Below are 21,963 nucleotides of genomic sequence, written 5' to 3'. Positions count from 1 at the left end.
TGTTTATTTCAAAGAAGTTACGGAAGCATTAAATAGGAAGTTGATGCATGATAGCGATTGCTGAAAGATGCGTTTTGTGGGAAAATTTATTTGATGAGTGAATTTTTATTGGTGAGGTGTAAGATGCGGAGATATCAAAAGGTAATTTTAGGTATTTTAGTCGTGTTAGTAGTTGGAATCATTGGAGTAACGATCTACGGGATGCAGGTTTATCGAGAGACAAATGCCACGTTTAATCAAATCTCTCACGCTGTTGATCGGAAAACAGACAAACGAGAGGAAGCGATCAGCATTGAAGATCGAGATCCGTTTTCCATTTTGCTGATGGGAATCGACACTGGGGCATTAGGTCGAACCGAGCAAGGTCGCTCGGATAGTATGATGGTGGTGACGGTCAATCCTGAAAAAAAACAGTCAACGATCATTAGCCTTGATCGTGATATTTACACACAAATCGTTGGTTACAATACGATCGATAAGCTGAATCATGCCTATGCTTTCGGTGGGGAGGCTATGGCCATGGACTCTGTTGAAAATCTCTTGGACATTCCTATCGATCACTATGTGACGATCAATATGCAAGGGATGCGGGATCTGATCGATGCAGTTGGAGGTATCGAGGTGACAAATGCTATCGATTTTACTTTAGAAGGCGTTCATGTCCCTGAAGGGCGAATCACCTTAGATGGGAAAACAGGTTTGGCTTATGCAAGGATGCGCAAACAAGATCCGGAAGGGGATATCGGTCGCCAAAGACGGCAAAGAGAAGTGGTTACGAAAATTCTTCAAAAAGTTATGAGTCTGGATGGCATCAGTAATTACCAAAAGATTCTCAAAGCGGTTGAAAAGAATTCGAAGACGGATCTTACGTGGAATGATATGATGGACATCGGTACCAATTATATTCCTGCTTTTACGACCATCAAACAAGAGCAACTCCAAGGAGAAGGGCAACTGATTGGTGGAGTGTATTATCAGTTATTGGGGACGAATCAGTTGTTGCATACGCAAAATTTGTTAAAGGAGCAGTTGCAGCTTCCGACGAACGAGGGTTTGACCCAAGGCGATGAATATACTAACGGATCGCCTAATTATCAGTTATACGACGACAGTTTGACCTTCTCAGAAGAAAATTCAACAACTGGGGAGTAGCTAGTATCTTTAGAAGCCTAAAAAAGCAGGGTGACCGAAAGTCCTCCTGCTTTTAGTTTTCCACAAAAGTACCAGGGGGAATCTTGTTTCACGAGATCATCAAATGAAAAAACATAAGAAAGCTTAAAAAAACAATTTTTTCATGAAAGAATGAAAATGAAACAATCAAACTGTGAAACATTTACTCGGAATGACGCCAATTTTTATAGTTTTTTCTAAGGATTAATGGATATTTTTTGTTTTTTCTGTTTCGAATCGAATTTTTTGGTAAAATAGGACAGTAGTCATTATAGATTGGAAGGATAGATGAGATGAAGAATTTGAAAGATAAAGTTGTCCAAGGGATACGTAAGGGGCCAGAAGAACCAAAGGCTAAATCGTATCGCAAATCTCATGTTCCATTTCGATTGAACTTTTTGTTTTTTATTATTTTTGCTTTGTTTGTATCTTTGATCGTTCAATTAGGCTATCTACAGATCGTCAATGGCGACAATATTGAGCAGCAGTTGAAAGCTTCATCTGTAGTGGAAGTCAAAGGAAGCGCCCCACGGGGAATGATCTATGACGCTTCTGGAAAAGCGCTGGTGGAAAATCAAGCCAATGCGGCAATCACATTTACCCGCGGAAACAAAATGACCGCTCAAGATCTGTTAGAAACGGCCAAAAAATTGAGCGAGTTGATCGAAGTTCCTGTGGACAAAAACTTGTCTGATCGAGATCTTAAGGATTTTTGGCTGGCAGATGAAGACAATCTTGAAGCAGCAACTGACCGATTGAGTGATGAAGAGCGTTCTTTAGGTACTTCTGAACAATATGCGGCAACCGTTGATAAAGTGACAGAAGATGAAATCAATTTTTCTGATGCAGAATTAGAAGCAGCCACGATTTTTAAGCGGATGAATAGCGCCCAATCTTTGAGTACGGTCTTTATTAAGACATCGGATGTGTCTGACCGTGAATTAGCTATTGTTGCTGAAAACATGGTCGATTTACCGGGAATCTCCACCGGTACCGATTGGACACGAAAGATCGTTGAAGGAAGTTCTCTGGCTAGTTTGATCGGAACGGTGACTAGTGAAGAACAAGGAATTCCTGAAGAAGTTCTAGACGAATTTTTAGAAAAAGGCTATGCTCGTAATGACCGTGTTGGACGTAGCTATTTAGAGCAGCAGTATGAAGAAGTCTTACAAGGTACAAAATCCATTTCTGAGATCTCCCTTGATAACAATAATAATATTGAAAGTCAAAAAGAAACCTTTGCTGGAGCAAAAGGGGATAACCTTGTTCTAACATTGGATGCTGAGTTTCAGGCGAAAGTTGACAAAATTTTGCAAGACAATTTCCAAAAACTGATTGATTCTGGGGCAGCTGAATATTCTCCAGGGGTATACGCAGTGGCGTTAAATCCAAAAACCGGCGGCGTTTTGTCAATGTCTGGTTATCATCATGACACAGGTTCAAATGAATTGCAGGAAAATGCCATTGGTACCTTCATTAATTCCTTTGTACCAGGGTCCGTTGTCAAAGCCGGGACTTTGGCTGCCGGCTGGGAAAATGGGGTCTTAAACGGCAATGAAGTGTTATTGGATCAACCAATCAGAATTGGCTCCGATGTCAAAGCCTCAATTTTCAACCCAACTGGGGCAAATAATCGTAACCTTTCTGCGGAGCAGGCGTTGGAAGTTTCTTCTAACTCCTATATGATGCAAGTCGCTTTACGTTTGATGGGCATCAATTATCAGTCAGGTATCTCGATTCCAACAGTGGATCGTCAAGGGGATGTCTATGAAAAACTACGTTCGTCTTTTGCCTCTTTTGGTATGGGAACTGAAACTGGGATCGATTTACCGGGAGAAGCGACTGGTATCAGCACATCGATCGATAACATGGACCCGGTCAGTGATGGTGGGAAGATCCTTGACTTGGCTTTTGGTCAGTTTGATACCTATACGACGTTGCAACTGGCACAATATGCAGCAACTGTTGCTAATGGTGGCAAAAGATTGCAGCCTCACATCGTCGACGGCATTTACGGCAATGATGAAACTGGTGGTCTTGGCTCACTGATTGAAGAGATCGAACCAACGGTATTGAACGAAGTTGGTTTAACAGATGCTCAAATGCAAATTGTTCAAAATGGATTTTATGATGCAGTTCATGGAACGGATGCTTGGGCAACTGCCAAAGGATTGGCTTCTGCGAAAATGGAGGTCTCTGCCAAAACAGGTACTGCCGAAACACCAATTGTGGATAGTAATGGCAATACCATCAGCTTAGTTAACCTAAACATCGTTGCCTACGGACCTAGCAGCGATGCGGATATTGCCATCGCGATCGTAATGCCTCAATTAAAAGGGGACACAGATACCCATCCAAATATTCAAATCGCCAAAGAAATCATGGATGCTTACTACGACTTATATATGAAATAAGCATAAAAAATCGCAGTGAAGACTGCGGTTTTTTTGTTTTATAAGAAAACTGATAGAAAACCAACATTTAGTGAGAAAGACTTGCTATTTTTGAATGATTGGCTTAGAATACTAGCGGTCAAGAGATAATTTTGATTTGCACGTTAAATAAAAAGATAAACTGATGATAAAAGGGGTAAAAAACGTAATTATGAACAAGGAATGTTTAAGTAAACAAGAGCTAATGAAACAGTTGGGACAATTTACACCAGCTGAAAAAAAGGAGATTCGGGATTATTTGCAACGGAAAAATCCATTGCTTTTCCGAAAATTTGAACGAATGAAACATGATCTTTACCGCTTGGAATCACGACGTGTCCAATGCGAGATTGAAAATAACGAAAAGGAGTTAGGTCTTCTAAACGACAAGATCCTTTTAAAAAAAGAAGATTTTCTTGAGCTGTTATTAGCAATTCGAAAGAAAAGAGGGTAATGGATGGAATTTATTGAACTCGTCATTATCATTGCAATTCTTGTCACATTATCAAATGTGGCGAGCAAAATATTGCCCTCGGTACCGATCTTTTTTATTCAAATTATTTTAGGAATTTTATTAGGTCTTACAGAGATGGGCCAAGAGATCGCCTTTGAGCCAGAAATGTTCTTAGTAATGATCATTGGTCCATTGCTATTTCGTGAAGGGGAGCGGGCAGACGTTCCGGAAATCTTAAAAAACAGCAAGATCGTGCTGTTTTTGGCTTTTGGTGGCGTGTTAATGACATTATTTGCCGTCGGGGGAACACTCCATTGGCTAATGCCGACGATTCCTCTGGCTGCTTGCTTCGCTTTTGGTGCTGCTTTAGGACCAACTGATGCAGTGGCAGTCTCCTCATTAGCAAAACGTTTGAAAATTTCCAAAAATATTATGCATATTCTGGAAGGCGAGGGCTTACTGAATGATGCTTCGGGGGTTACCGCATTACAGTTTGCTATCGTGGCTTTGACCACCGGGAGTTTTTCAGCAGCCAACGCAGGTTTCCAACTCCTTTTCTCTAGTATCGGCGGCGGGCTTATCGGTTACTTGATTGTGTGGCTGAAACGCCGGATTTTACGTTTTATTGAAAAAATCTCGGCACAAGATGTCACAGTATACTTATTGATTGAACTGCTCTTGCCATTTGCTGCCTATTTGCTGGCAGAAATGATCGGAGTCTCAGGGATTATCGCAGCAGTTGTGGCAGGTGTAGCCCAAGCCCAAAGAAAACGGCGAATCTCGTTGTTTGATGCAGAGTTGGCGAACATTTCGGAAAGCACGTGGTCGACCATAGTCTTTACATTGAACGCATTAGTGTTTCTCTTTCTAGGGATCGAGTTGTCACAAGTCTTCTCACCGATCTGGGAAAGCAAAAATTATGCAAACTGGCATCTAGTCATCACGATTTTAGTCGTCACAGCGATGATTTTCCTCGTTCGTTTTCTCTTTTTACTATTTTATTACTGGTTCTTACAGTCAAAAAAACAAGTATCCATGAATCAAGTCGCCTTGTTGACTTTTGGTGGCGTCAAGGGAACAGTCAGTTTGGCAGCTATCTTTATTTTACCGGTGATGGTGCATGAGACACCGTTTCAGGAACGGAGCTTGCTCTTGTTTTTGACCGCCTGTGTGATTTTGCTGACATTGATCATCAGCGTGATGGTCTTGCCTTATTTGGCAGATGGTGAAGCTGCCGAAAGTGTCGACTTCAATCACTTGCTGATCTTAGAAGACGTCATCGAACAATTGGAAGCAGAAGAAAAACAAGAGCTTTCTGATAAAGGTCGCTTAGCGATTGATGCTGTCATCAATTCCTATGAAAATCGCCGTTGGGAATTGTATCGCAATAGTTTGACAGATTCAGAAAAACAAGAAATCCAAGAAATTCAAGGGTTGATCTTGTCGATCGAACAAGATGGCTTGGATGAAGCCTATCGAAATGGGAAAGTCAGTCTAAATGGCTATCGTTTTTATTCACGGTTTATTTCTCAGCAACAGCATTCCCTCGCAAAACAAATTCTCTCATTCTTTAGTTTTTGGCTCTTCTTTATTCAGCGCTTTATTCGTGTATTGATCCATCCTCGTTTGTTTTTACAGCGACGGCAGCAACTGAAAGATGCCTTGAAACAACGAGACATTTCTGAAGTACAAAAAATCTACTTAAAAAACAGCGAATACATTTTTCACAGTTTGAGCAATTTAGAAGATGTCTATGATTCCTCGCTGATCAATTTCTTTATTCGTCAACGAGAAATGAGCATCAAACGGTTTGAACATAGCAATTTCATTGAAACGATCATGATCGAGCAAGATCCGATTTTTGTCAAGAAAGTCCTTTGGGGCTATTATCTCGAGCGCAAGACGATCGATGAATATGAAGTTGCTGAAAAAATCTCGACGATTTCTGCGAATGAATATCGACGCAATGTCAATCTGTTAGAATCGTATGCGATGTCTCGAGCGGAAGAACAGCCGAAACAGCGGATGTTCCGCCGATAATATGTCTCAAAAGGTGCATGAAGTGATGCATGTTTTATGGAGTGTCTTCGTCGGGTTATTCCCCGTAGGTGATCAACATGGATCATCCATGGAATAAACTGACGAAGGCATTCTTTTTTTACATAAATTGATTTTTTTCTCTCATCGTCTCCGTTGATGAAATGTGGTACAATGAGCGAAGAAAAAACTCAGGAGGGATTCTGTGAAAGAATTAAAAGTAAGTGAATTAACCAAAACTTACGGTGAAAAAACACTGTTTGATCAGCTTTCTTTTCTGATACATGAAAAAGATCGAATCGGTTTGATCGGTGTCAATGGCACGGGAAAATCGAGTTTGTTACGGATCTTAGCCGGTTTGGATCGCGGAGATGGCGATCGCCAAACGGTATTTGCCGCCCAAGATTATCGCATCGGTTTCTTGGCTCAAGACAATCAGTTACAAGAAGAATTATCTGTTGTAGATGCTGTTTTTCAAGGCACAAGTCCGCTGATTCGCGTTGTTCGTGACTATGAAAAAGCGCTGATTGCCTTAGAGAATAATGGCTTGGATCAACAAACGCAACGGAATTATCAGTTGGCAGAAGAAGCGATGAATAAAGCCGATGCTTGGAATACAGATACAACTGCCAAGATTATTTTACAAAAGCTTGGGATCAGTGAGTTAGAGAAAAAGGTCAGTGAGTTATCTGGAGGTCAAAAGAAACGAGTAGCTATGGCTCAAGTGTTGATCGATGAACCAGACCTGTTGTTATTGGATGAACCGACTAACCACTTGGACTATGATGCAATTCAATGGTTGGAAGGCTATTTAAAGAATTATCGGGGTGCGTTACTGATGGTGACCCACGATCGCTACTTTTTGGATCGAGTCGTTAATCGGATTTTTGAATTGTCCTTTGGCAAGTTGCATGAATATCAAGGCAATTACGAGACGTATCTTCATGCTCGAGCAGAACGAGAACGTGTGGAGGAGACGCAAGAAGACAAACGCAAGCAGTTGTACAAACATGAGTTGGCTTGGATTCGTACTGGTGCAAAAGCCCGTACAACGAAACAACAGGCCCGGATCGATCGTTTCGATGATTTAAAAGAAAACCTACATCAAGTAAAACGGAACGGCGAAGTGGCCATTGATGTTGCTACGACACGCTTAGGCAAACAAGTCTTAGAACTAAAAGATGCGAGTTTCCAGATTGAAAACAAAACGATTTTGTCACACTTTGATTTGTTGATTCAATCAAGAGAACGCTTAGGGATCACAGGAGAAAACGGTGCGGGCAAATCAACGTTGCTCAATATTTTAGCTGGACGCCTGCCTTTAGAAGAAGGGGAGCGTACGATGGGCGTGACGGTGAAAATGGCTTATTATACGCAAACGATTGAAGCGATGAACCCTGATCAGCGAATGATTGCTTATTTGCAAGAAGCAGCCGAGGAAGTGCAAAAAGTGGATGGCTCACAAGTCAGTGTCGCAGAAATGCTGGAACAGTTTTTGTTTCCGCGATCCATGCATGGCACCAAGATCGGCAAGCTGTCTGGCGGGGAAAAACGACGACTATTTTTACTCAAGCTATTGATTGGACAGCCAAATGTTCTCTTGTTAGATGAACCAACCAACGATTTGGATATTGATACCTTGACGATTTTGGAAAATTATTTGGAAACATTTCCAGGTGCAGTCATCACTGTTTCCCATGACCGTTACTTTTTAGATAAAGTTGCCCAAAAATTGCTGATCTTCGAAGGAAATGGCAAGATTAAGTCCTACTTTGGTTCCATCAATGAATATCTAGCAGCCAATACCAATAAAGCTAGTTCGAGTGTACTAGAGCCAAAAGAAACAAAAACCGATTCACATTCTGCTGAAAGTGAGGCGACTGCTGCAGCGCCTGTCAAAAAGAAACTGAGTTATATGGAACAAAAAGAGTGGGCGACGATTGAGGATGATATTGCGGCATTAGAAGAAAAAGCAGCCGCTTTAACTGAAGAAATGAATCATCAAGGTGCGGACTTTACGAAGCTCCAAAAATTACAGCAAGAAATCAGCGAGGTTGAAACGCAACTGGCAGAAAAAATAGATCGTTGGGAATATTTGAGCGAATTTGTCTAGAGTAAAGGAGAAAAACGATGGAACAAGCATATTTAGAGCTAGGAAAAAAGATTTTAACAGAAGGCAATGATAAAAGCGACCGTACAGGAACGGGAACGCGCAGTGTCTTTGGTCACCAAATGCGTTTTGACCTGTCCCAAGGCTTTCCATTGTTGACAACCAAGAGAGTTCCTTTTGGTTTGATCAAAAGTGAATTATTATGGTTTCTAAAAGGAGATACCAACATTCGTTATCTGCTAGAGCATAATAACCACATTTGGGATGAATGGGCGTTTGAACGCTATATTAAAAGTGATGCTTATACAGGTCCTGATATGACAGACTTTGGTCGCCGTTCATTGGTGGATGAAGCTTTCAATGAACAGTACCAACATGAGTTGAAACAGTTTTGTGAAAAAATCTTAGCCGATGATGCTTTCGCTGAAACTTTCGGCGATTTGGGTCATGTTTACGGGTACCAATGGCGGCATTGGGAAAAAAGTACGGGTGGGTTTATCGATCAAATCAAAGAAGTGATCGACATGATCAAAACAACGCCAGACTCTCGTCGCTTGATCGTCTCTGCTTGGAATCCAGAAGATGTACCGACGATGGCGTTGCCGCCTTGTCACACAATGTTTCAATTTTATGTTCATGAGGGTCGCTTAAGCTGTCAGTTGTATCAACGCAGTGCCGATGTCTTTTTAGGTGTTCCCTTCAATATTGCTAGTTATGCGCTATTGACGCACCTGATTGCTCATGAAACTGGACTAGAAGTCGGAGATTTTTTCCATACATTAGGCGATGCTCATCTTTATAGCAATCATATGGAACAAATGAAAGAACAATTGACTCGTACAGTGCGTCCTGCGCCAACCTTACAGTTAAATCCTGAAAAACAATCGATCTTCGATTTTGAAATGGAAGATATTACGCTGGTTGGGTATGATCCGCATCCAACGATCAAAGCGCCGATTGCAGTTTAAGTGGTTGTTTGGTTTCATTTCATAAAGAAAGGAATGAGGCGTAATGGAAAATACCCACAAACGAGGCTTTGCGGCGACCTTTCATCAGAGACATGCTGGATCGATTAATGCAGCGCTCATTGAGCAAGTCATTGATTTCTTGGATCAGCACTATGATGCAGTTTGGCTATCCGTATCCGAAGAAACGGTGCCGGAGCTAAAAGAAGCCATTCGGTCAAATCAGCAGTGCATTGCCATTTTTATACCAGCAAAAGGAGCGGCAGATGCCCGCAGAAGGCTTGTTTTTGCTGCACAGCACAACCTACCAATGCTGGATTCATTGCATATTTGTGATTTTGATCGCGTCGTGACGTGGATCGAGACGTACCCAGAAGAACTTGTGGCAATAAGCAAACAGCCATTACCAGAGAATACGTATTGTATCCTAGGACGAACTGCAAGGGCATTTGCGAGTCATCCGCAAACGTGGCAAAGAACGGAGTGCTTGATCAACGAGATCGCCGCCGACTTTTTTCAAATAGAAGAAATTGATGTCGCAGCCGGCAGTGCTCTCTTTCCGATCTCCCTGATACCGACCTTGCTGAAAAACAACAACGCGCGTTTAAACGATGGAGAATGGCCAAGAAATGTCCAAAGAAGTGGCGGCACAATTGTTTACCAAGCCTGTGATGGCTTGCGCTTTGATGAGCGCAACAAAGATCCATTTGAGCATGAATCGGCTTTTCAGCTGATGCAGCGACTGCAAGTCGCTGCGGATATTTCTGAATCATTTTATACAGAAGGGATGTAATATTTATGTTGATCGCACTTTGGGCACAAGATCAAAAGGGGTTGATCGGAGCGGATGGCACACTGCCGTGGCATTTGCCGAATGATTTGAAATTTTTTAAAGAGCAAACCATCAATAATACGATCATTATGGGGCGCAAAACCTTTGAAGGCATGGGAAAAAGATTGTTGCCACAACGGACGACGATCGTTTTGACAAGTGATCGAGATTATCAAGCCAACGGTGCCTTGGTGATGCATGACCGAGAGGAAATCTTAACGTATGTGAAGCAGCAAGAGCATCCTGTTTTTTTAACTGGTGGAGCGGGTGTTTTTGAAGCGATGATTGACGATTGCGATCAATTGTACCGTACAGTGATCGATGCGGAGTTTAACGGAGATGTGTATTTCCCAGAGATTGATTGGACGCAATGGAAACTTGATCATATGGTCGATGGGATCATCGATGAAAAAAACCATTATCCCCATCGATTCGAGTTTTATCATAAAAAATAAAAGATCAGGGACCTTTCTCTAATGAAGGTTCCCTGATCTTTTATTTAATCGCACTTACTGTTTAGGTATAAAACAAGACAGAGAAGTACATTAGTCCAGCTCCTAACATAACGAATAAGTGCCAAACCACATGCATGAATCGAACGGATTTTAAACTATAGAATAGCGCACCCACAGTATAAGAAACACCACCGCTTGCTAGTAAAAATGTTCCCCAATAGCCTAAATGTTCGATCAGAGGTTTAAAGGCGACGACACATAGCCAGCCCATGATGATGTAGATCAGGGTGGAAATTTTAGAGACGGTCTCTTTTTTATGAAGAGTCAGTGACTTATAAACGATGCCGCTAATTGCGAGTAGCCAAATCAAGACGAAGAGTGACCAGCCAAGCCAGCCTTGGATACTAAGCAAACAAAAAGGAGTATAGCTTCCGGCGATCAGCAAGAAAATGGAGGCATGATCAAAGACTTGGAAGACCTTTTTTGCTTTGGTAAAAATCAAACTGTGAAATAAGGTAGAAAAGAGGAAGAGCAAAATCATCATTGACCCATATATGGCATAGGAAACGATGTGGATAGGTGACCCTAGATTTGCCCCCTTGATTAAGAGAATGACCAGTCCTGCGATACTCAGTCCTAATCCGATCCCGTGAGTTACTGCATTTAATACTTCATTGACGATCAAATATCTGCGACTAAACTTCATGTGCTGCATTCGGCACCGTCCTTTCGAATCGAAATTAGATGAAAAAAAATTTTCTCTCTGTTATACTTAGTATAAATGGTCTGTGGTTATTTTACCATGAAAAAAGACTTGATTTAAAGAGAGAGTGAATATATGATGGCAAATCTTAAAATTGTGACAGATTCTTCCAGTACGATGGAACCAAGTGTCCGTGATGCTTTGGCTATCCATGTTGTGCCTTTATCTGTAATGATTGATGGTGTCGTTTATCCAGATGATGAAACGCTACCGGGAGAAAAATTTATGCAAATGATGGCGCAAGCCAAAGAATTACCTAAAACTAGCCAGCCGCCGATCGGTCATTTTGTAGAATTATATGATGAATTAGGCAAAGATGGCAGTGAAATTTTATCGATCCATATGACCAAAGGCCTGAGCGGAACCGTGGAAGCGGCTCGTCAAGCCAGTCATTTATCAAAAGCCAAAGTCACGGTGATTGATAGCGACACGACAGATCAAGCGCTGGCTTTTCAAGTGATTCGGGCAGCTGAATTGGCTAAAGCCGGTAAGACACTAGAAGAAGTGTTACCTGAAGTGGATTTGGTGCGTGAACATACGAAATTATTTATCGGCGTTTCAACGTTAGAAAACTTAGTAAAAGGCGGTCGTATCAGTCGTGCCAAAGGTCTTTTATCGAGTTTGCTGAACATGAAAGTGATCATGGATTTTGATCATTCAGAACTGATTCCAGTCGTCAAAGGACGCGGTGTCAAGACGTTTAATAAATGGTTTGAGGAATTAAAAGTAGAATTGAAGAATATGCCTAAAGTGACGAAAATTGGTATTTCTCATGCTGAAGGATTAGAAATCACGGAACGTTTCCAAAAAGAACTAGCAGAACTGTTTCCTGACTTGGAGATCCCATTGCTTCACACAACACCGATCATCGCCACTCACACTGGCAAAGGTGCTTTTGCGATTACTTACAGTACGGAATAAAAAGGATGTTTCTTTCAGCGATTCGTTTGACGACGAATCGCTTTTTGGTGTATGAAAAGCTGAAAAGAAGAAAAAGCAGAATGAAGCTGCGATTTTTGTCTACTCAGAGAGTAGGGAGCTGTTTTCTTTCTTAAGTTTGAAGGATTGCGACTAGGAATTTTATGAGAATTTTGTTAAAATAGCAAAGATTACAAAGGAGTTTGAATACCTGTGAAATGGAAAAAAATAGTAACTTATTTACTTGTTGTGGGACTGATAGCCATTGGAACTGGCTTCTTGTTTCATTTTGCTGTTCCCAAAGCGCAACCACTGTTGACCCCTGTTAATAAGCTGGCGGCCAATGACTCAAAAAAATCCGCCATCGAGTATCTCGCACTTGGGGATTCATTAACGGAAGGGGTTGGTGATGAAACAGCTCGTGGCGGCTTTGTGCCAATTTTAGCGGGGGATTTAGAGGACCGCTATGATTTGAACAATTTGGTAGCCAAAAATTATGGGGTCGCTGGTGAAAGAAGTGATCAGATTTTAAAGCGAGTCAAAAATGATGAAGACTTGCGGCAAGACCTCAGTCAAGCGGATTTGATTACCTTGACTGTCGGCGGTAACGATGTACTAAAAGTGATTCAGAGCAATTTCTTCGGCTTGAGCATTGAGACGTTTACGGAACCGATGGAAGATTACAAAGAACGTTTAAAAGACTTGTTTGCTCAAATTCGCGATTTGAATAGTGATGCACCAATCTATGTCTTGGGCATCTACAATCCATTTTATCTGAATTTCCCAGAAATCACGGATATGCAAACGATCATTGATAACTGGAATAAGCAAACGGAAACGTTCGTCAATCAGCAAGAAAAGGCCTTTTTTATTCCTATCAACGATTTGCTCTATAAAGGGTTAAGTGATGAGGTCGGTATTGCTGATACCGAAGGAGGGGAATCAGAGGGAACTGCCGAATCATCGGACACAGAACGCTTATCTGATTCATCAACGACAGCTTCGGATGAAACGCAAAGTAGTCCTTCAACGACCACTGATTCATCGCAAGCCGTTGGAAATAACATTACAAACAATGTTTTGTATGAAGGCGATCGCTTCCATCCCAATAATCTTGGGTATCAACTGATGGCGAATGCCGTTCGCGATGAAGTGATCAAAACGCAAAACTATTGGTTGCTAGAGGAGGATACAAAATGAAACCAAGCGAATCAACGAAGCAGCCGGAAAAAACAGCTACAACGAATAAAAAAGCGATCAACTACTGGAAAATTGCCTTCCTAGTGTTGGTCGGTATCCTTTTAGGGACAACGGTTTTCTTTGCTTCAAGAATTTTTCAGCAGCGGGAAACCGGCTTAAATGAAAGTGCCGAACTTGTTCAACGGGAGGGCAGTCCTGTTCTGACCGTTAACAGCAACAAAAGCCAAGTCAATCAATTGATTGATTTTTATCTATCTGATTTTCAAAAGGATCAAGAGGTCAAATATAATTTTGAGCTAAGAAATGAAGCACTCTTAACAGGCGAGTTTCAAGTATTAGGATTTCCTATCACCTTCTATCTCTATTTTGATCCTTATGTGACGGAAGAAGGCAATGTCCAATTAAAGGCCAAAAGCTTATCAATCGGCACCTTGGATCTGCCCACCAGTGAAGTGATGAAAATGATCAAACGTAGTTTTAAATTTCCTGAATGGATCGATGTCAATGCCGATGAACAAATTATTTTGATTCGATTGGATCAATTCCGCATGCAAAACGGCTTGTTTATCAAAGCCAACAAAATCAATCTTGTGGATGATGAAATTCAAATGAGTTTATATTTACCAGCTGAAACGGAGGATGAATAATGGAACGAGCAATTTTTGCCGGTGGGTGCTTCTGGTGTATGATCCAACCCTTTGATGAACTAGAGGGCGTGCATTCGATTTTTTCTGGCTATACCGCAGGACATACCGAAAATCCAACCTATGAAGAAGTCAAAAGCCATCAAACCGGGCATACCGAAGCAGTGGAAATCATCTTTGATCCTGAAAAAATCAGTTATGAAGATCTTTTGACGATTTATTGGCAGCAAACAGATCCAACGGATGCGTTTGGGCAATTTGAAGATCGTGGCGACAATTATCGTCCGGCTATCTTCTATTTTAATGAAGAGCAACGACAAAAAGCCGAAGCCAGCAAAGAGGCACTTCAAGCTTCCGGTCGCTTTACCGATCCGATCGTGACCACGATCGAACCAGCCCAACCCTTTTATTTAGCGGAAGAAGAGCACCAAGAGTATTACAAAAAGAATCCTGAGAATTTTGCTCGCAATCACGCCCGTAGAGCAGCCTTTTTAGAAAATCATTGGGAGCAAGAACATGCGTAAAAGTTTTTATAGCTATTTAATGGCAGTCAAAGGACCGAGTCATACAGATGAGGCCCAGATCTTTGCTACTCATGCAAGTCATGATATCCAGTTTCCGAAGCACAGCGATGACTATGATGAAGTCTCTTCTTATCTGGAACTAAATGTTGATTATTTGCCATCCATGGATATTTTTGATCGTATTTGGGCAGAGTATCTCGAAAATAACAAATAAAAAACTGTCCTTCGTTTTGTATGGTTGCATAAAATCCACAGAACGAAGCTGTTTTTTCTCAGAGAGGTGTTGTGAATGAAAGGTTTAACGACGAGCCGATATATCGTTTCTCTCGTTTGTGTCGCAATTTTGTCAGGAGGCGGTGTCTATTTATGGCAAACGGCTCAGCAAAATCAGCAGACGACGCAACCGGTGACAGAAACGAGCACAGAAGCCAGCGGGATGGAGAAAATCCAGTCGCTATATGACCAGATCCTCGCGAATTATTACCAAGAAGTCGATGAGGATGCCTTGATAGAAGGCGCCCTACAGGGAATGACTGATGCGCTAGATGATCCTTATACAACGTATTTGAATCAATCGGATGCGGATAACTTAGAACAATCACTTTCTGGCAGTTTTGAAGGGATTGGTGCTACCTTGTCGATCGTGGAAGACTATCCAGAAGTCGCACAAGCCCCGATAAAAAATACGCCTGCTGAAAAAAGCGGCCTGCGAATGAATGACCGAATCGTCAAGGTAGATGGTGAAGATACGCAGGGTCAAGAATTATCTGAAGTCGTGGGTAAGATTCGTGGTGAGAAAGGGACGAAAGTCACCTTAACGATTCAACGTGGAGAGGACACATTTGATGTGGAGATTACTCGGGATGTGATCCCCATCGAAACGGTTCATGGAGAAATCGCTGAAAGTGATGAAACGATCGGTCGTATCGACATTACTTCCTTTGGTGAAAACACGGCAGCTGAGTTGAAAGAAACCATCACCGAACTGCGGGAAGCCGGTGCAAAGTCGTTTGTACTAGATTTAAGACAAAATCCTGGTGGACTGCTAGACCAAGTCCAGATCATGGCGAGTATGTTTTTGGAAAACGGTCAAACGATCGTGAAATTTGCCAATAACCAAGGGGTAATCAGTGAAACCAAAGCGAGTGAAACTTTGGACGAAGGATTCAAAGTCACAGAGCCGGTCGTTGTTATAGTCGATGGAGGCAGTGCCTCCGCATCGGAAATTTTTGCTGCAGCCTTGCAAGAATCAGCGAATATTCCAGTCGTTGGTACGGAAACCTTTGGTAAGGGGACTGTCCAGAATGTGAAGGATCTGGGGGATAACAGTGAATTAAAAATGACGGTCATGAAATGGTTGACCCCGAATGAAAATTGGGTCAATGATCAAGGCGTGATGCCGGATTATGAAGAGGACTATCCAGAATATGCGTATTTCCCGCCATTACCACGGGACCATGCTTTAAAAGCTGGCCAATCGTCAACGGCAGTCAACAATCTAAATCAGTTTCTTAAAGCGTTGGGGTATTCAACCAGTGGTGATACCTTCAATGATGAGACGACCGCAGCTGTGCAGTCCTTCCAAGAAGCCCATGATTTAAAGGGAACTGGGGAAGTCGATGCAGACACGGCCCAAGCAATTGAAAAAGAAGTAACGGCGAAACTCAAAGCAGAGGACCCAGCATACTTAAAAGCACTGTCCTTGCTTTCTGAACAATAAACTAAGTGAAAAGTTGGAGAGGAGGCAGACGTGTGGCGTCGAAAAAACTTTGGGTTGATCGTTTTTGGCTAGTAGTGAAATATGCGTTGATCGCTTTTGCAACAGCCTTCTTGATTCGGGCATTCTTGTTGATCCCAGTTCCTGTTGAAGGAAATTCGATGGAAGGAACTTTAAAACAAGGAGACATGGTGGTCATTGAGAAGATTTCGCCGATCCAACGTTTTGATGTCGTTGTTTTCCAACTGCCGGATGGTTCGACCTATATCAAGCGGGTGATTGGCTTACCGGGTGAGTCAGTGAAATATGTCAATGATCAGCTTTACATTGATGATGAACCAGTAGATGAAGATTTTCTAGTGAAAAACCGTAGCAATGACCACGAGTCTGCTTCTTATACCAATGATTTTGATTTAGAATCTTTATTAGGCGTTGAGAAATTAGGGAAAGATAGTTACTTTGTCATTGGTGACAATCGACGTGCCTCCAAAGATAGTCGTTCCTTTGGACCAATATCAGGAGAGGCTATTTTAGGCAATGCTCGTTTTGTTTATTATCCATTGACCCATATTCGGTTGATTTAAACTATGTAATTATACACACAGACAAATAATGCATAACCCCTTGGATTCATCGATTGAATCCAAGGGGTTATTTGTATAGTTTTCAATCTTTTTCAAAAGACCTCCTTGCGTTTGCCGAAGTGCGCCAGTTGATTTTAACCCGTCAACTTTTTGATTTTTTCATTAAAAGCAGCCAGTAATTTCTGACAGAGATCTGTTTCAAAGTCATAATAGCGACAAAAATCAATGATTGCCGAATTTTTTTCGGTTGTATAGGGAGGGAAAAGCTGAGGCGCACTCAGGATATAAAAATCAAATGGTTCTTCAGTTGGCAGTGTGATCCGCTCTATCGCAACGAATGGTAGTCGCTCACATATATTAAAAACTTCCATTGAAACCAAATAATTGGATACATAGACGAAAGCCACTTTAAGCTTATATTTCTGTTCCTTTTCGATGTAAACGGGGTAAAGCAAACAGGCTTGATAAAAGGCAAGATCGGCATAACAGGTTTTCAACCATTCATAACCTTTACGATTTGCTATTTTACGCCAAAAACTTTGAATGGTATTTGTCAAAATCGTATGTAATGGGTATTTATCTTTGATCACGTTTGCTTCGAAAAAATTGGAAAGAGGGACTTTTTGCTTGAATATGCAGAATTTCAGCAAGGTAAGATATGTATTCATATAAAGAAACGATTGGTGATCAAAGTCAAAATCGCAGAGAAATTTTTGGCAATGGTCTTCAAATTCAGTCATCAGTTCTTTTAGTTCCTGTTTTTCATGCTTGTAACAATTTGCAACGATCGGCAGACGCACATCGTTTGCGGAAGTCAGCATCGGCCAGTAATAAAAAAGAAAAAACAATGAATTGATCTCAAGAATGTCTATTGCTGAATCAATGAGCTTAAAGAAAGCAGAAAAGAAATCAAGACTTTCGCAACTGGGAATAAAGGACTTATTCGTTAATTCATAAAGATTCGTTGAGTGACCATCCTTGATCCGGAAAAGACAAATTTTGCAATGGAGTAATGCTTCTTTTTTACCAATTTCATATTTACTTTGGTATTTTGTTCCTTCATAGGTAACAAATAACTCTTCGATCTCTTGATTATATGCCTGTGCCAAACTATCTCCTAAAGAAATATGCCAGATAAAATTAAACAACAAGATGCGAATCACCATCTCTGAACCGGTAAGCGTCATGGCCGATTGGTTTAAGGTTATGTTGAATTCCTTTAAATGATCCTGCAGCTTTTTAGTTTGTCGGAAACAAGTCGAACGACTGATATAGTTTCTTTGGCAAAATGCCAGCAAGCTTTCATCTTGGTTGGTCAAGATACTTAACAACATTTTATAAGAAATACTTACTTGGGCTAAAAACTGCTGATATTGATTGTATTCAATCAAATTTTTAGGGAGACTGAGGGTGTTTTTATGTAATGAAAGATTTACTGGGGAAAGGTTTTGCAGGTCCTCTTGGATCGAGGAAAGTAAACTTTTCAATCTCGTTGTACTTAAATGGGTCAGATTTTTCACGAACTCTATGTTGTATTCACCCGGAGCAATTGATAATAATTTTCCGTAGAGTCCGATTTTGTCTAATGCTCGGGAATCTAAGAGTATTTTTTCAATCAAATGATCACCTTCTTATTTTAGTAATAACTTATTTATATAACTGTGTAAAGACACGTCTCAAAACTTTTGCTTTTTTTTATAAAAACTGAGACAAATCTTTTCAAAAAGTGTCTCATAAAGAAGAAAAATACAAAGAGGATTTGAAAATTGATAATTTTCTTCAGTTTTTAAATAACATAAAATGATAGGTTTCCATCATAAAATATGCACCTAAATTCTATTTAAATAACGCACAAAAATAAGAGTTTTCCCATTTTTCTGAAAATGAAAAAAAGCGGTGTATTGTTCTTCTTTTTTGTATGATCAGCTTGTAATTTGAAAGGAGGTTTTTTTATGTTTTTTGCAAAGAGACACCACTGGTTCTCTTTCATTTTCTGTATGTTAGGGGGGATATTATTCATCATTTCTTCAGGTTTGCAAACAAATGGGACAGCAAGTGCACAAGAAGAAAATACGATCGCTATTACCGAAACGGAGCAGATCAAGCTGACAGGTCAACGGGAGGGCAATCAATTTACTTTACGTTATCAGCTATCACAAAAAAACAAGCAGCAACGCATCTGGCTGCAATTATATGCACTGGATGAAACGAAAGAACAATCGCTAACGAAAACGAACAACAAAGAGATGGTTGTTATTGAGGATGAATCTGCACAGTCTTGGCTAACAACACAAGACTTCTTGAAAACACCCTGTGAACAAGAAGTAACGTTTCAACTACCCAATGAAACAAAAAAACTGAAGTTGGCGCTTCAGATTGAAGAATATGATCATGAAAATCAAGAGTCGCACAAATTGGCGTCTTTGGATGAATTGATAGTTGATATTCCGCTTGTCACAGAATCTGCTTCCTCAGATAGGGTGGAAGTCAGCTCAACTGATTCGCAAGCTGCAGAAACCGGCACAGAGTCAACTTCGGAACAAGTGTCGAATGAAGACTCAAAAGGTGTTTTAAACGAAGAAACGCAGGAAGAGACAAAGGAAACAGGAACGACGTCAAGTTCTTCTGAAGATGAAACACTCATTGAACCGTTTAAACAAGAACGTCTTTATCAAAAAATGAACGGTTCACAGGCTTTTGCTTCGATTGAACCAGATTATACGACAGACCAAAGCGGGACGTATCCTTCGGCGAATTGGAAAACCGATGAAAAGAGTAACGTCTTAAATCATCAGGGGAACAAGGATGCAGGAGAAACCTGGGATGGCGTAACTATCTGGAATGGTGATCCAGAAAATGTGACCAACTCGTATATTGAGTATGGTGGTGTAGGTGACGAAGCAGATTTCGCTCTGCGAAAATTTGCCAAAGAGACGAATACCCCGGGACTATTTGATGTTTACCTAAATGTACGAGGGAATGTTCAACGTCAAGTCGATCCCATCGATGTCGTGTTGGTCATGGATTGGTCAGGCAGTATGAATGAGATGGGACGCATCACTGAAGTAAAAAAAGGTGTGGAACGCTTTTTGAATCAAATTGAAGGAAGCGGCATTCAAGAAAGTGTCTACATGGGCTATGTCGGTTATTCCAGTGATGGTAGCAATTACCAAAACAAAATCTGCCAATTAGGAAAATTTTCGGAAGTCAAAGAGACGATCCGGACCATGACACCAGAAACAGCAGCTGGGGGAACCTTTACCCAAAGAGGGCTGCGCCAAGCAGGGGATATGCTATCGACGCAAAATGGACATAAGAAAGTCATCGTTTTGCTAACAGATGGCGTGCCTACTTACAGTTACCATGTGTCCAAAGTGCAGACGCAAGCAGACGACAGTTATTTTGGAACCGCCTTTTCACTTACTCAAGATCAGCCCATGAATACATCGTTTATCCACAATGGGTATTTTGCACCTGATCAATACGGTAACTCTAAACGGATCGACAATACGTTTGTCGCTACGATCGGTGAGGCGATGGCGTTAAAAGAGCGCGGGATTGAGATTCACGGATTGGGGATTCAACTGCAAGGAGATCAAACAGCTGGGTATACAAAGGCCGATGTTGAGAACAAAATGAGACAGATGGTTTCTGCAGATGAAGAGGGGCATCTTTATTATGAGTCAGCCAATGGAGCAGCGGATATTGCCGACTATCTCGAGAAAAAAGCCCTTCATATTTCGGCGACAGTCACTGATGGAGAGATTACTGACCCCATTTCGCAGCCTTTTTTATACGAAGAAAATAGCTTGTCCATCAAAAGTGTCGGTTCTGCTGATCTAACGGTGCAGCCTGAGGTCACGGTATCTGACAATACCCTCAACGCTTCTAGTCTTTATTTAGGCGAAGGACAGGAACTGCAAATTCATTATCAAGTGCGGATTCAAACAGAAGCAGCGGATTTTAAACCAGATATTTGGTATCAAATGAATGGTGAAACGGTGTTTTATCCGAATCATCAATCCGATCAAAAGGCATTGTTTGGTGTGCCATCTGCCAAAGCACCTGGTAAGGAGTTGACGATCAAAAAAGTCTGGGAGGAATACGATGGTGATGTGTCAAGTCGCCCAGAATCCGTTTATTTTGAAATAAGTAGAAGCCCGGTTACTAGCAAGGAGAGCTGGCAAACAGGATATCTCGAACTTACTGAGACCGATGCGCAAGATCAGACAACTTGGGAACGAAGCAAGGTTCCCGCGGTTTCTGAAAAGGATGGAACGAATTACGAAGAAACCCGTCTACTGCCGCTTTATAATAACCAAGGAGAAACTTTTGATTATCAAGTCACAAGTGAACGAACAGTGTCAGGCTATGAAGCGACAAAAGTGGACGCTTATACATGGAAAAACACAAAGACGTTTGTGCCCCTGGCATTAAACCTGATCAAAAAATCCGCTGTAGGAGAGGTGAAGTTGACAGGTGCCGTTTTTGAATTGACGGGGGCAGGGGAGACAGTGACCCTTGTGGATCAAGGGGATGGAACGTACGGGCTACCAGCAGATACTGCGTTGCAAAAAAGTCAGACGTATCATTTAAAGGAAGTCACTGCACCGGCGGGACATTATTTGGCTGAGCAAACCCAGTGGCAGATTCATGTCGATGCGCAAGGGCATGCGACGATCGATGGGCAACCCGTCACACTGGACGATCATACGATTACGCTGGAGATCACCAATCCCTTTACAGAAATTCCAGTCGCTATTCGAAAATACACGGTACAAAAAGAACAGCAAGTACTGTTAGCTGGGGCTGTCTTTTCTCTGCAACAAAAAACTGCAACGGGGGATTATCAAGAAATCGCCGCAGAAACGTCGGATGATGCTGGACTCGCCGGATTTATAATCGGGGAACCAGGGTCTTATCGCATCACAGAAACAGCCGGTCCGCTTGGATACGATACGGTTGCCGGTGACTATGAATTTGTCGTTGGTACGGACGGAAAAATCCAGTATCTAGGGGAAAACGTCGATGGGGATGCCAATTGTTGGACCCTTACCCACGCCAATCAGTTAAAACCATTTGATTTGGTGGTCAATAAACAGGATGAACTGGGACAAGCACTTGAGGGGCAAAATTCCGGCTAAGTGGAAACGGACGG

The 21,963-nt window shown here is 41.6% G+C and carries 18 protein-coding genes; 16 read left to right on the top strand and 2 right to left on the bottom strand.

The window, feature by feature from the left end; translation table 11 throughout:
• Positions 1–123 precede the first annotated feature (123 nt).
• The 8 genes from IAE45_RS04785 to IAE45_RS04750 all read left to right on the top strand — a co-directional run bounded on the left by IAE45_RS04785 (position 124) and on the right by IAE45_RS04750 (position 10,455).
• Positions 124–1,152 carry an LCP family glycopolymer transferase gene (locus IAE45_RS04785; RefSeq protein WP_081119167.1) on the top strand — a complete coding sequence of 343 codons (1,029 nt, stop codon included), beginning with the start codon at positions 124–126 and terminating at the stop codon, positions 1,150–1,152.
• A 311-nt stretch (positions 1,153–1,463) separates the two neighbouring features.
• A complete protein-coding gene (locus tag IAE45_RS04780; protein WP_086292783.1) occupies positions 1,464–3,584 on the top strand; it encodes a peptidoglycan D,D-transpeptidase FtsI family protein in 2,121 nt (706 codons plus the stop codon).
• Positions 3,585–3,774: 190 nt separating this feature from the next.
• On the top strand, positions 3,775–4,056 hold the full coding sequence (locus IAE45_RS04775; RefSeq protein ID WP_008379625.1) for a hypothetical protein: 282 nt from the start codon (positions 3,775–3,777) through the stop codon (positions 4,054–4,056).
• Between the two features lie 3 nt (positions 4,057–4,059).
• Positions 4,060–6,096: a cation:proton antiporter gene (locus tag IAE45_RS04770; RefSeq protein WP_200125213.1), complete on the top strand. Its 2,037-nt coding sequence runs from the start codon at positions 4,060–4,062 to the stop codon at positions 6,094–6,096.
• Positions 6,097–6,298: 202 nt separating this feature from the next.
• Positions 6,299–8,206 (top strand): ABC-F family ATP-binding cassette domain-containing protein, encoded by a 1,908-nt coding sequence (locus IAE45_RS04765; protein WP_140965433.1) that lies wholly within the window; start codon positions 6,299–6,301, stop codon positions 8,204–8,206.
• 17 nt (positions 8,207–8,223) lie between these two features.
• Positions 8,224–9,171: a thymidylate synthase gene (locus IAE45_RS04760; protein WP_200125211.1), complete on the top strand. Its 948-nt coding sequence runs from the start codon at positions 8,224–8,226 to the stop codon at positions 9,169–9,171.
• A 43-nt stretch (positions 9,172–9,214) separates the two neighbouring features.
• Positions 9,215–9,961, top strand: coding sequence for a hypothetical protein (locus IAE45_RS04755; protein WP_200125209.1), 747 nt, complete (start codon positions 9,215–9,217; stop codon positions 9,959–9,961).
• Positions 9,962–9,966: 5 nt separating this feature from the next.
• Complete coding sequence (locus IAE45_RS04750) at positions 9,967–10,455, top strand: dihydrofolate reductase (protein ID WP_086292775.1); 489 nt, start codon at positions 9,967–9,969, stop codon at positions 10,453–10,455.
• 61 nt (positions 10,456–10,516) lie between these two features.
• On the opposite strand, the gene trhA is transcribed toward IAE45_RS04750, so the two are convergent.
• Positions 10,517–11,170 (bottom strand): PAQR family membrane homeostasis protein TrhA, encoded by a 654-nt coding sequence (trhA, locus tag IAE45_RS04745; RefSeq protein ID WP_086292773.1) that lies wholly within the window; start codon positions 11,168–11,170, stop codon positions 10,517–10,519.
• Between the two features lie 126 nt (positions 11,171–11,296).
• On the opposite strand from trhA, the gene IAE45_RS04740 reads away from it, so the two are divergent.
• The 7 genes from IAE45_RS04740 (at position 11,297) to lepB (ending at position 16,805) form a co-directional block, all read left to right on the top strand.
• Positions 11,297–12,139, top strand: a complete 843-nt coding sequence (locus tag IAE45_RS04740; RefSeq protein WP_081119177.1) for a DegV family protein — start codon at positions 11,297–11,299, stop codon at positions 12,137–12,139.
• 210 nt (positions 12,140–12,349) lie between these two features.
• The gene (locus IAE45_RS04735) at positions 12,350–13,336 is read left to right on the top strand and encodes an SGNH/GDSL hydrolase family protein (RefSeq protein WP_200125207.1); all 987 of its coding nucleotides are present in this window, start codon (positions 12,350–12,352) and stop codon (positions 13,334–13,336) included.
• On the top strand, positions 13,333–13,983 hold the full coding sequence (locus tag IAE45_RS04730) for a YpmS family protein (protein WP_077452560.1): 651 nt from the start codon (positions 13,333–13,335) through the stop codon (positions 13,981–13,983). The genes IAE45_RS04735 and IAE45_RS04730 overlap by 4 nt, the downstream gene beginning before the upstream one ends.
• Positions 13,983–14,504 (top strand): peptide-methionine (S)-S-oxide reductase MsrA, encoded by a 522-nt coding sequence (gene msrA / locus IAE45_RS04725; RefSeq protein ID WP_077452559.1) that lies wholly within the window; start codon positions 13,983–13,985, stop codon positions 14,502–14,504. The genes IAE45_RS04730 and msrA overlap by 1 nt, the downstream gene beginning before the upstream one ends.
• Positions 14,497–14,718 (top strand): YozE family protein, encoded by a 222-nt coding sequence (locus tag IAE45_RS04720; RefSeq protein ID WP_005229600.1) that lies wholly within the window; start codon positions 14,497–14,499, stop codon positions 14,716–14,718. The genes msrA and IAE45_RS04720 overlap by 8 nt, the downstream gene beginning before the upstream one ends.
• 75 nt (positions 14,719–14,793) lie before the next feature.
• Positions 14,794–16,224, top strand: coding sequence for a S41 family peptidase (locus IAE45_RS04715; protein WP_200125205.1), 1,431 nt, complete (start codon positions 14,794–14,796; stop codon positions 16,222–16,224).
• A gap of 32 nt (positions 16,225–16,256) precedes the next feature.
• On the top strand, positions 16,257–16,805 hold the full coding sequence (lepB, locus tag IAE45_RS04710; protein ID WP_077452557.1) for a signal peptidase I: 549 nt from the start codon (positions 16,257–16,259) through the stop codon (positions 16,803–16,805).
• Between the two features lie 134 nt (positions 16,806–16,939).
• Here lepB and IAE45_RS04705 read toward each other — a convergent pair whose 3' ends face one another.
• Complete coding sequence (locus IAE45_RS04705; RefSeq protein WP_200125203.1) at positions 16,940–18,424, bottom strand: helix-turn-helix domain-containing protein; 1,485 nt, start codon at positions 18,422–18,424, stop codon at positions 16,940–16,942.
• 333 nt (positions 18,425–18,757) lie between these two features.
• Here IAE45_RS04705 and IAE45_RS04700 point away from each other — a divergent pair, with 333 nt between their 5' ends.
• Entirely contained in the window at positions 18,758–21,949 is a 3,192-nt protein-coding gene (locus IAE45_RS04700; RefSeq protein WP_233618948.1) for a vWA domain-containing protein, read from the top strand.
• The last annotated feature ends 14 nt before the right edge of the window (positions 21,950–21,963 follow it).

The sequence above is a fragment of the Enterococcus sp. S53 genome, from assembly GCF_016516865.1.
Classification (GTDB): domain Bacteria; phylum Bacillota; class Bacilli; order Lactobacillales; family Enterococcaceae; genus Enterococcus_D; species Enterococcus_D innesii.
Note: the sequence above shows the minus strand (reverse complement) of the source record. Positions and strands in the feature narration are given on the sequence as shown.

Excerpts from the sequence above, each read along its gene's own strand:
- IAE45_RS04730 (WP_077452560.1), top strand. The coding sequence starts at position 13,333 with ATGAAACCAAGCGAATCAACGAAGCAGCCGGAAAAAACAGCTACAACG.
- IAE45_RS04760 (WP_200125211.1), top strand. The coding sequence starts at position 8,224 with ATGGAACAAGCATATTTAGAGCTAGGAAAAAAGATTTTAACAGAAGGC.
- IAE45_RS04785 (WP_081119167.1), top strand. The coding sequence starts at position 124 with ATGCGGAGATATCAAAAGGTAATTTTAGGTATTTTAGTCGTGTTAGTA.
- IAE45_RS04770 (WP_200125213.1), top strand. The coding sequence starts at position 4,060 with ATGGAATTTATTGAACTCGTCATTATCATTGCAATTCTTGTCACATTA.
- IAE45_RS04755 (WP_200125209.1), top strand. The coding sequence starts at position 9,215 with ATGGAAAATACCCACAAACGAGGCTTTGCGGCGACCTTTCATCAGAGA.
- IAE45_RS04720 (WP_005229600.1), top strand. The coding sequence starts at position 14,497 with ATGCGTAAAAGTTTTTATAGCTATTTAATGGCAGTCAAAGGACCGAGT.
- IAE45_RS04700 (WP_233618948.1), top strand. The coding sequence starts at position 18,758 with ATGTTTTTTGCAAAGAGACACCACTGGTTCTCTTTCATTTTCTGTATG.
- IAE45_RS04750 (WP_086292775.1), top strand. The coding sequence starts at position 9,967 with ATGTTGATCGCACTTTGGGCACAAGATCAAAAGGGGTTGATCGGAGCG.
- IAE45_RS04780 (WP_086292783.1), top strand. The coding sequence starts at position 1,464 with ATGAAGAATTTGAAAGATAAAGTTGTCCAAGGGATACGTAAGGGGCCA.
- IAE45_RS04715 (WP_200125205.1), top strand. The coding sequence starts at position 14,794 with ATGAAAGGTTTAACGACGAGCCGATATATCGTTTCTCTCGTTTGTGTC.
- IAE45_RS04740 (WP_081119177.1), top strand. The coding sequence starts at position 11,297 with ATGGCAAATCTTAAAATTGTGACAGATTCTTCCAGTACGATGGAACCA.
- msrA (WP_077452559.1), top strand. The coding sequence starts at position 13,983 with ATGGAACGAGCAATTTTTGCCGGTGGGTGCTTCTGGTGTATGATCCAA.
- IAE45_RS04775 (WP_008379625.1), top strand. The coding sequence starts at position 3,775 with ATGAACAAGGAATGTTTAAGTAAACAAGAGCTAATGAAACAGTTGGGA.
- trhA (WP_086292773.1), bottom strand. The coding sequence starts at position 11,170 with ATGCAGCACATGAAGTTTAGTCGCAGATATTTGATCGTCAATGAAGTA.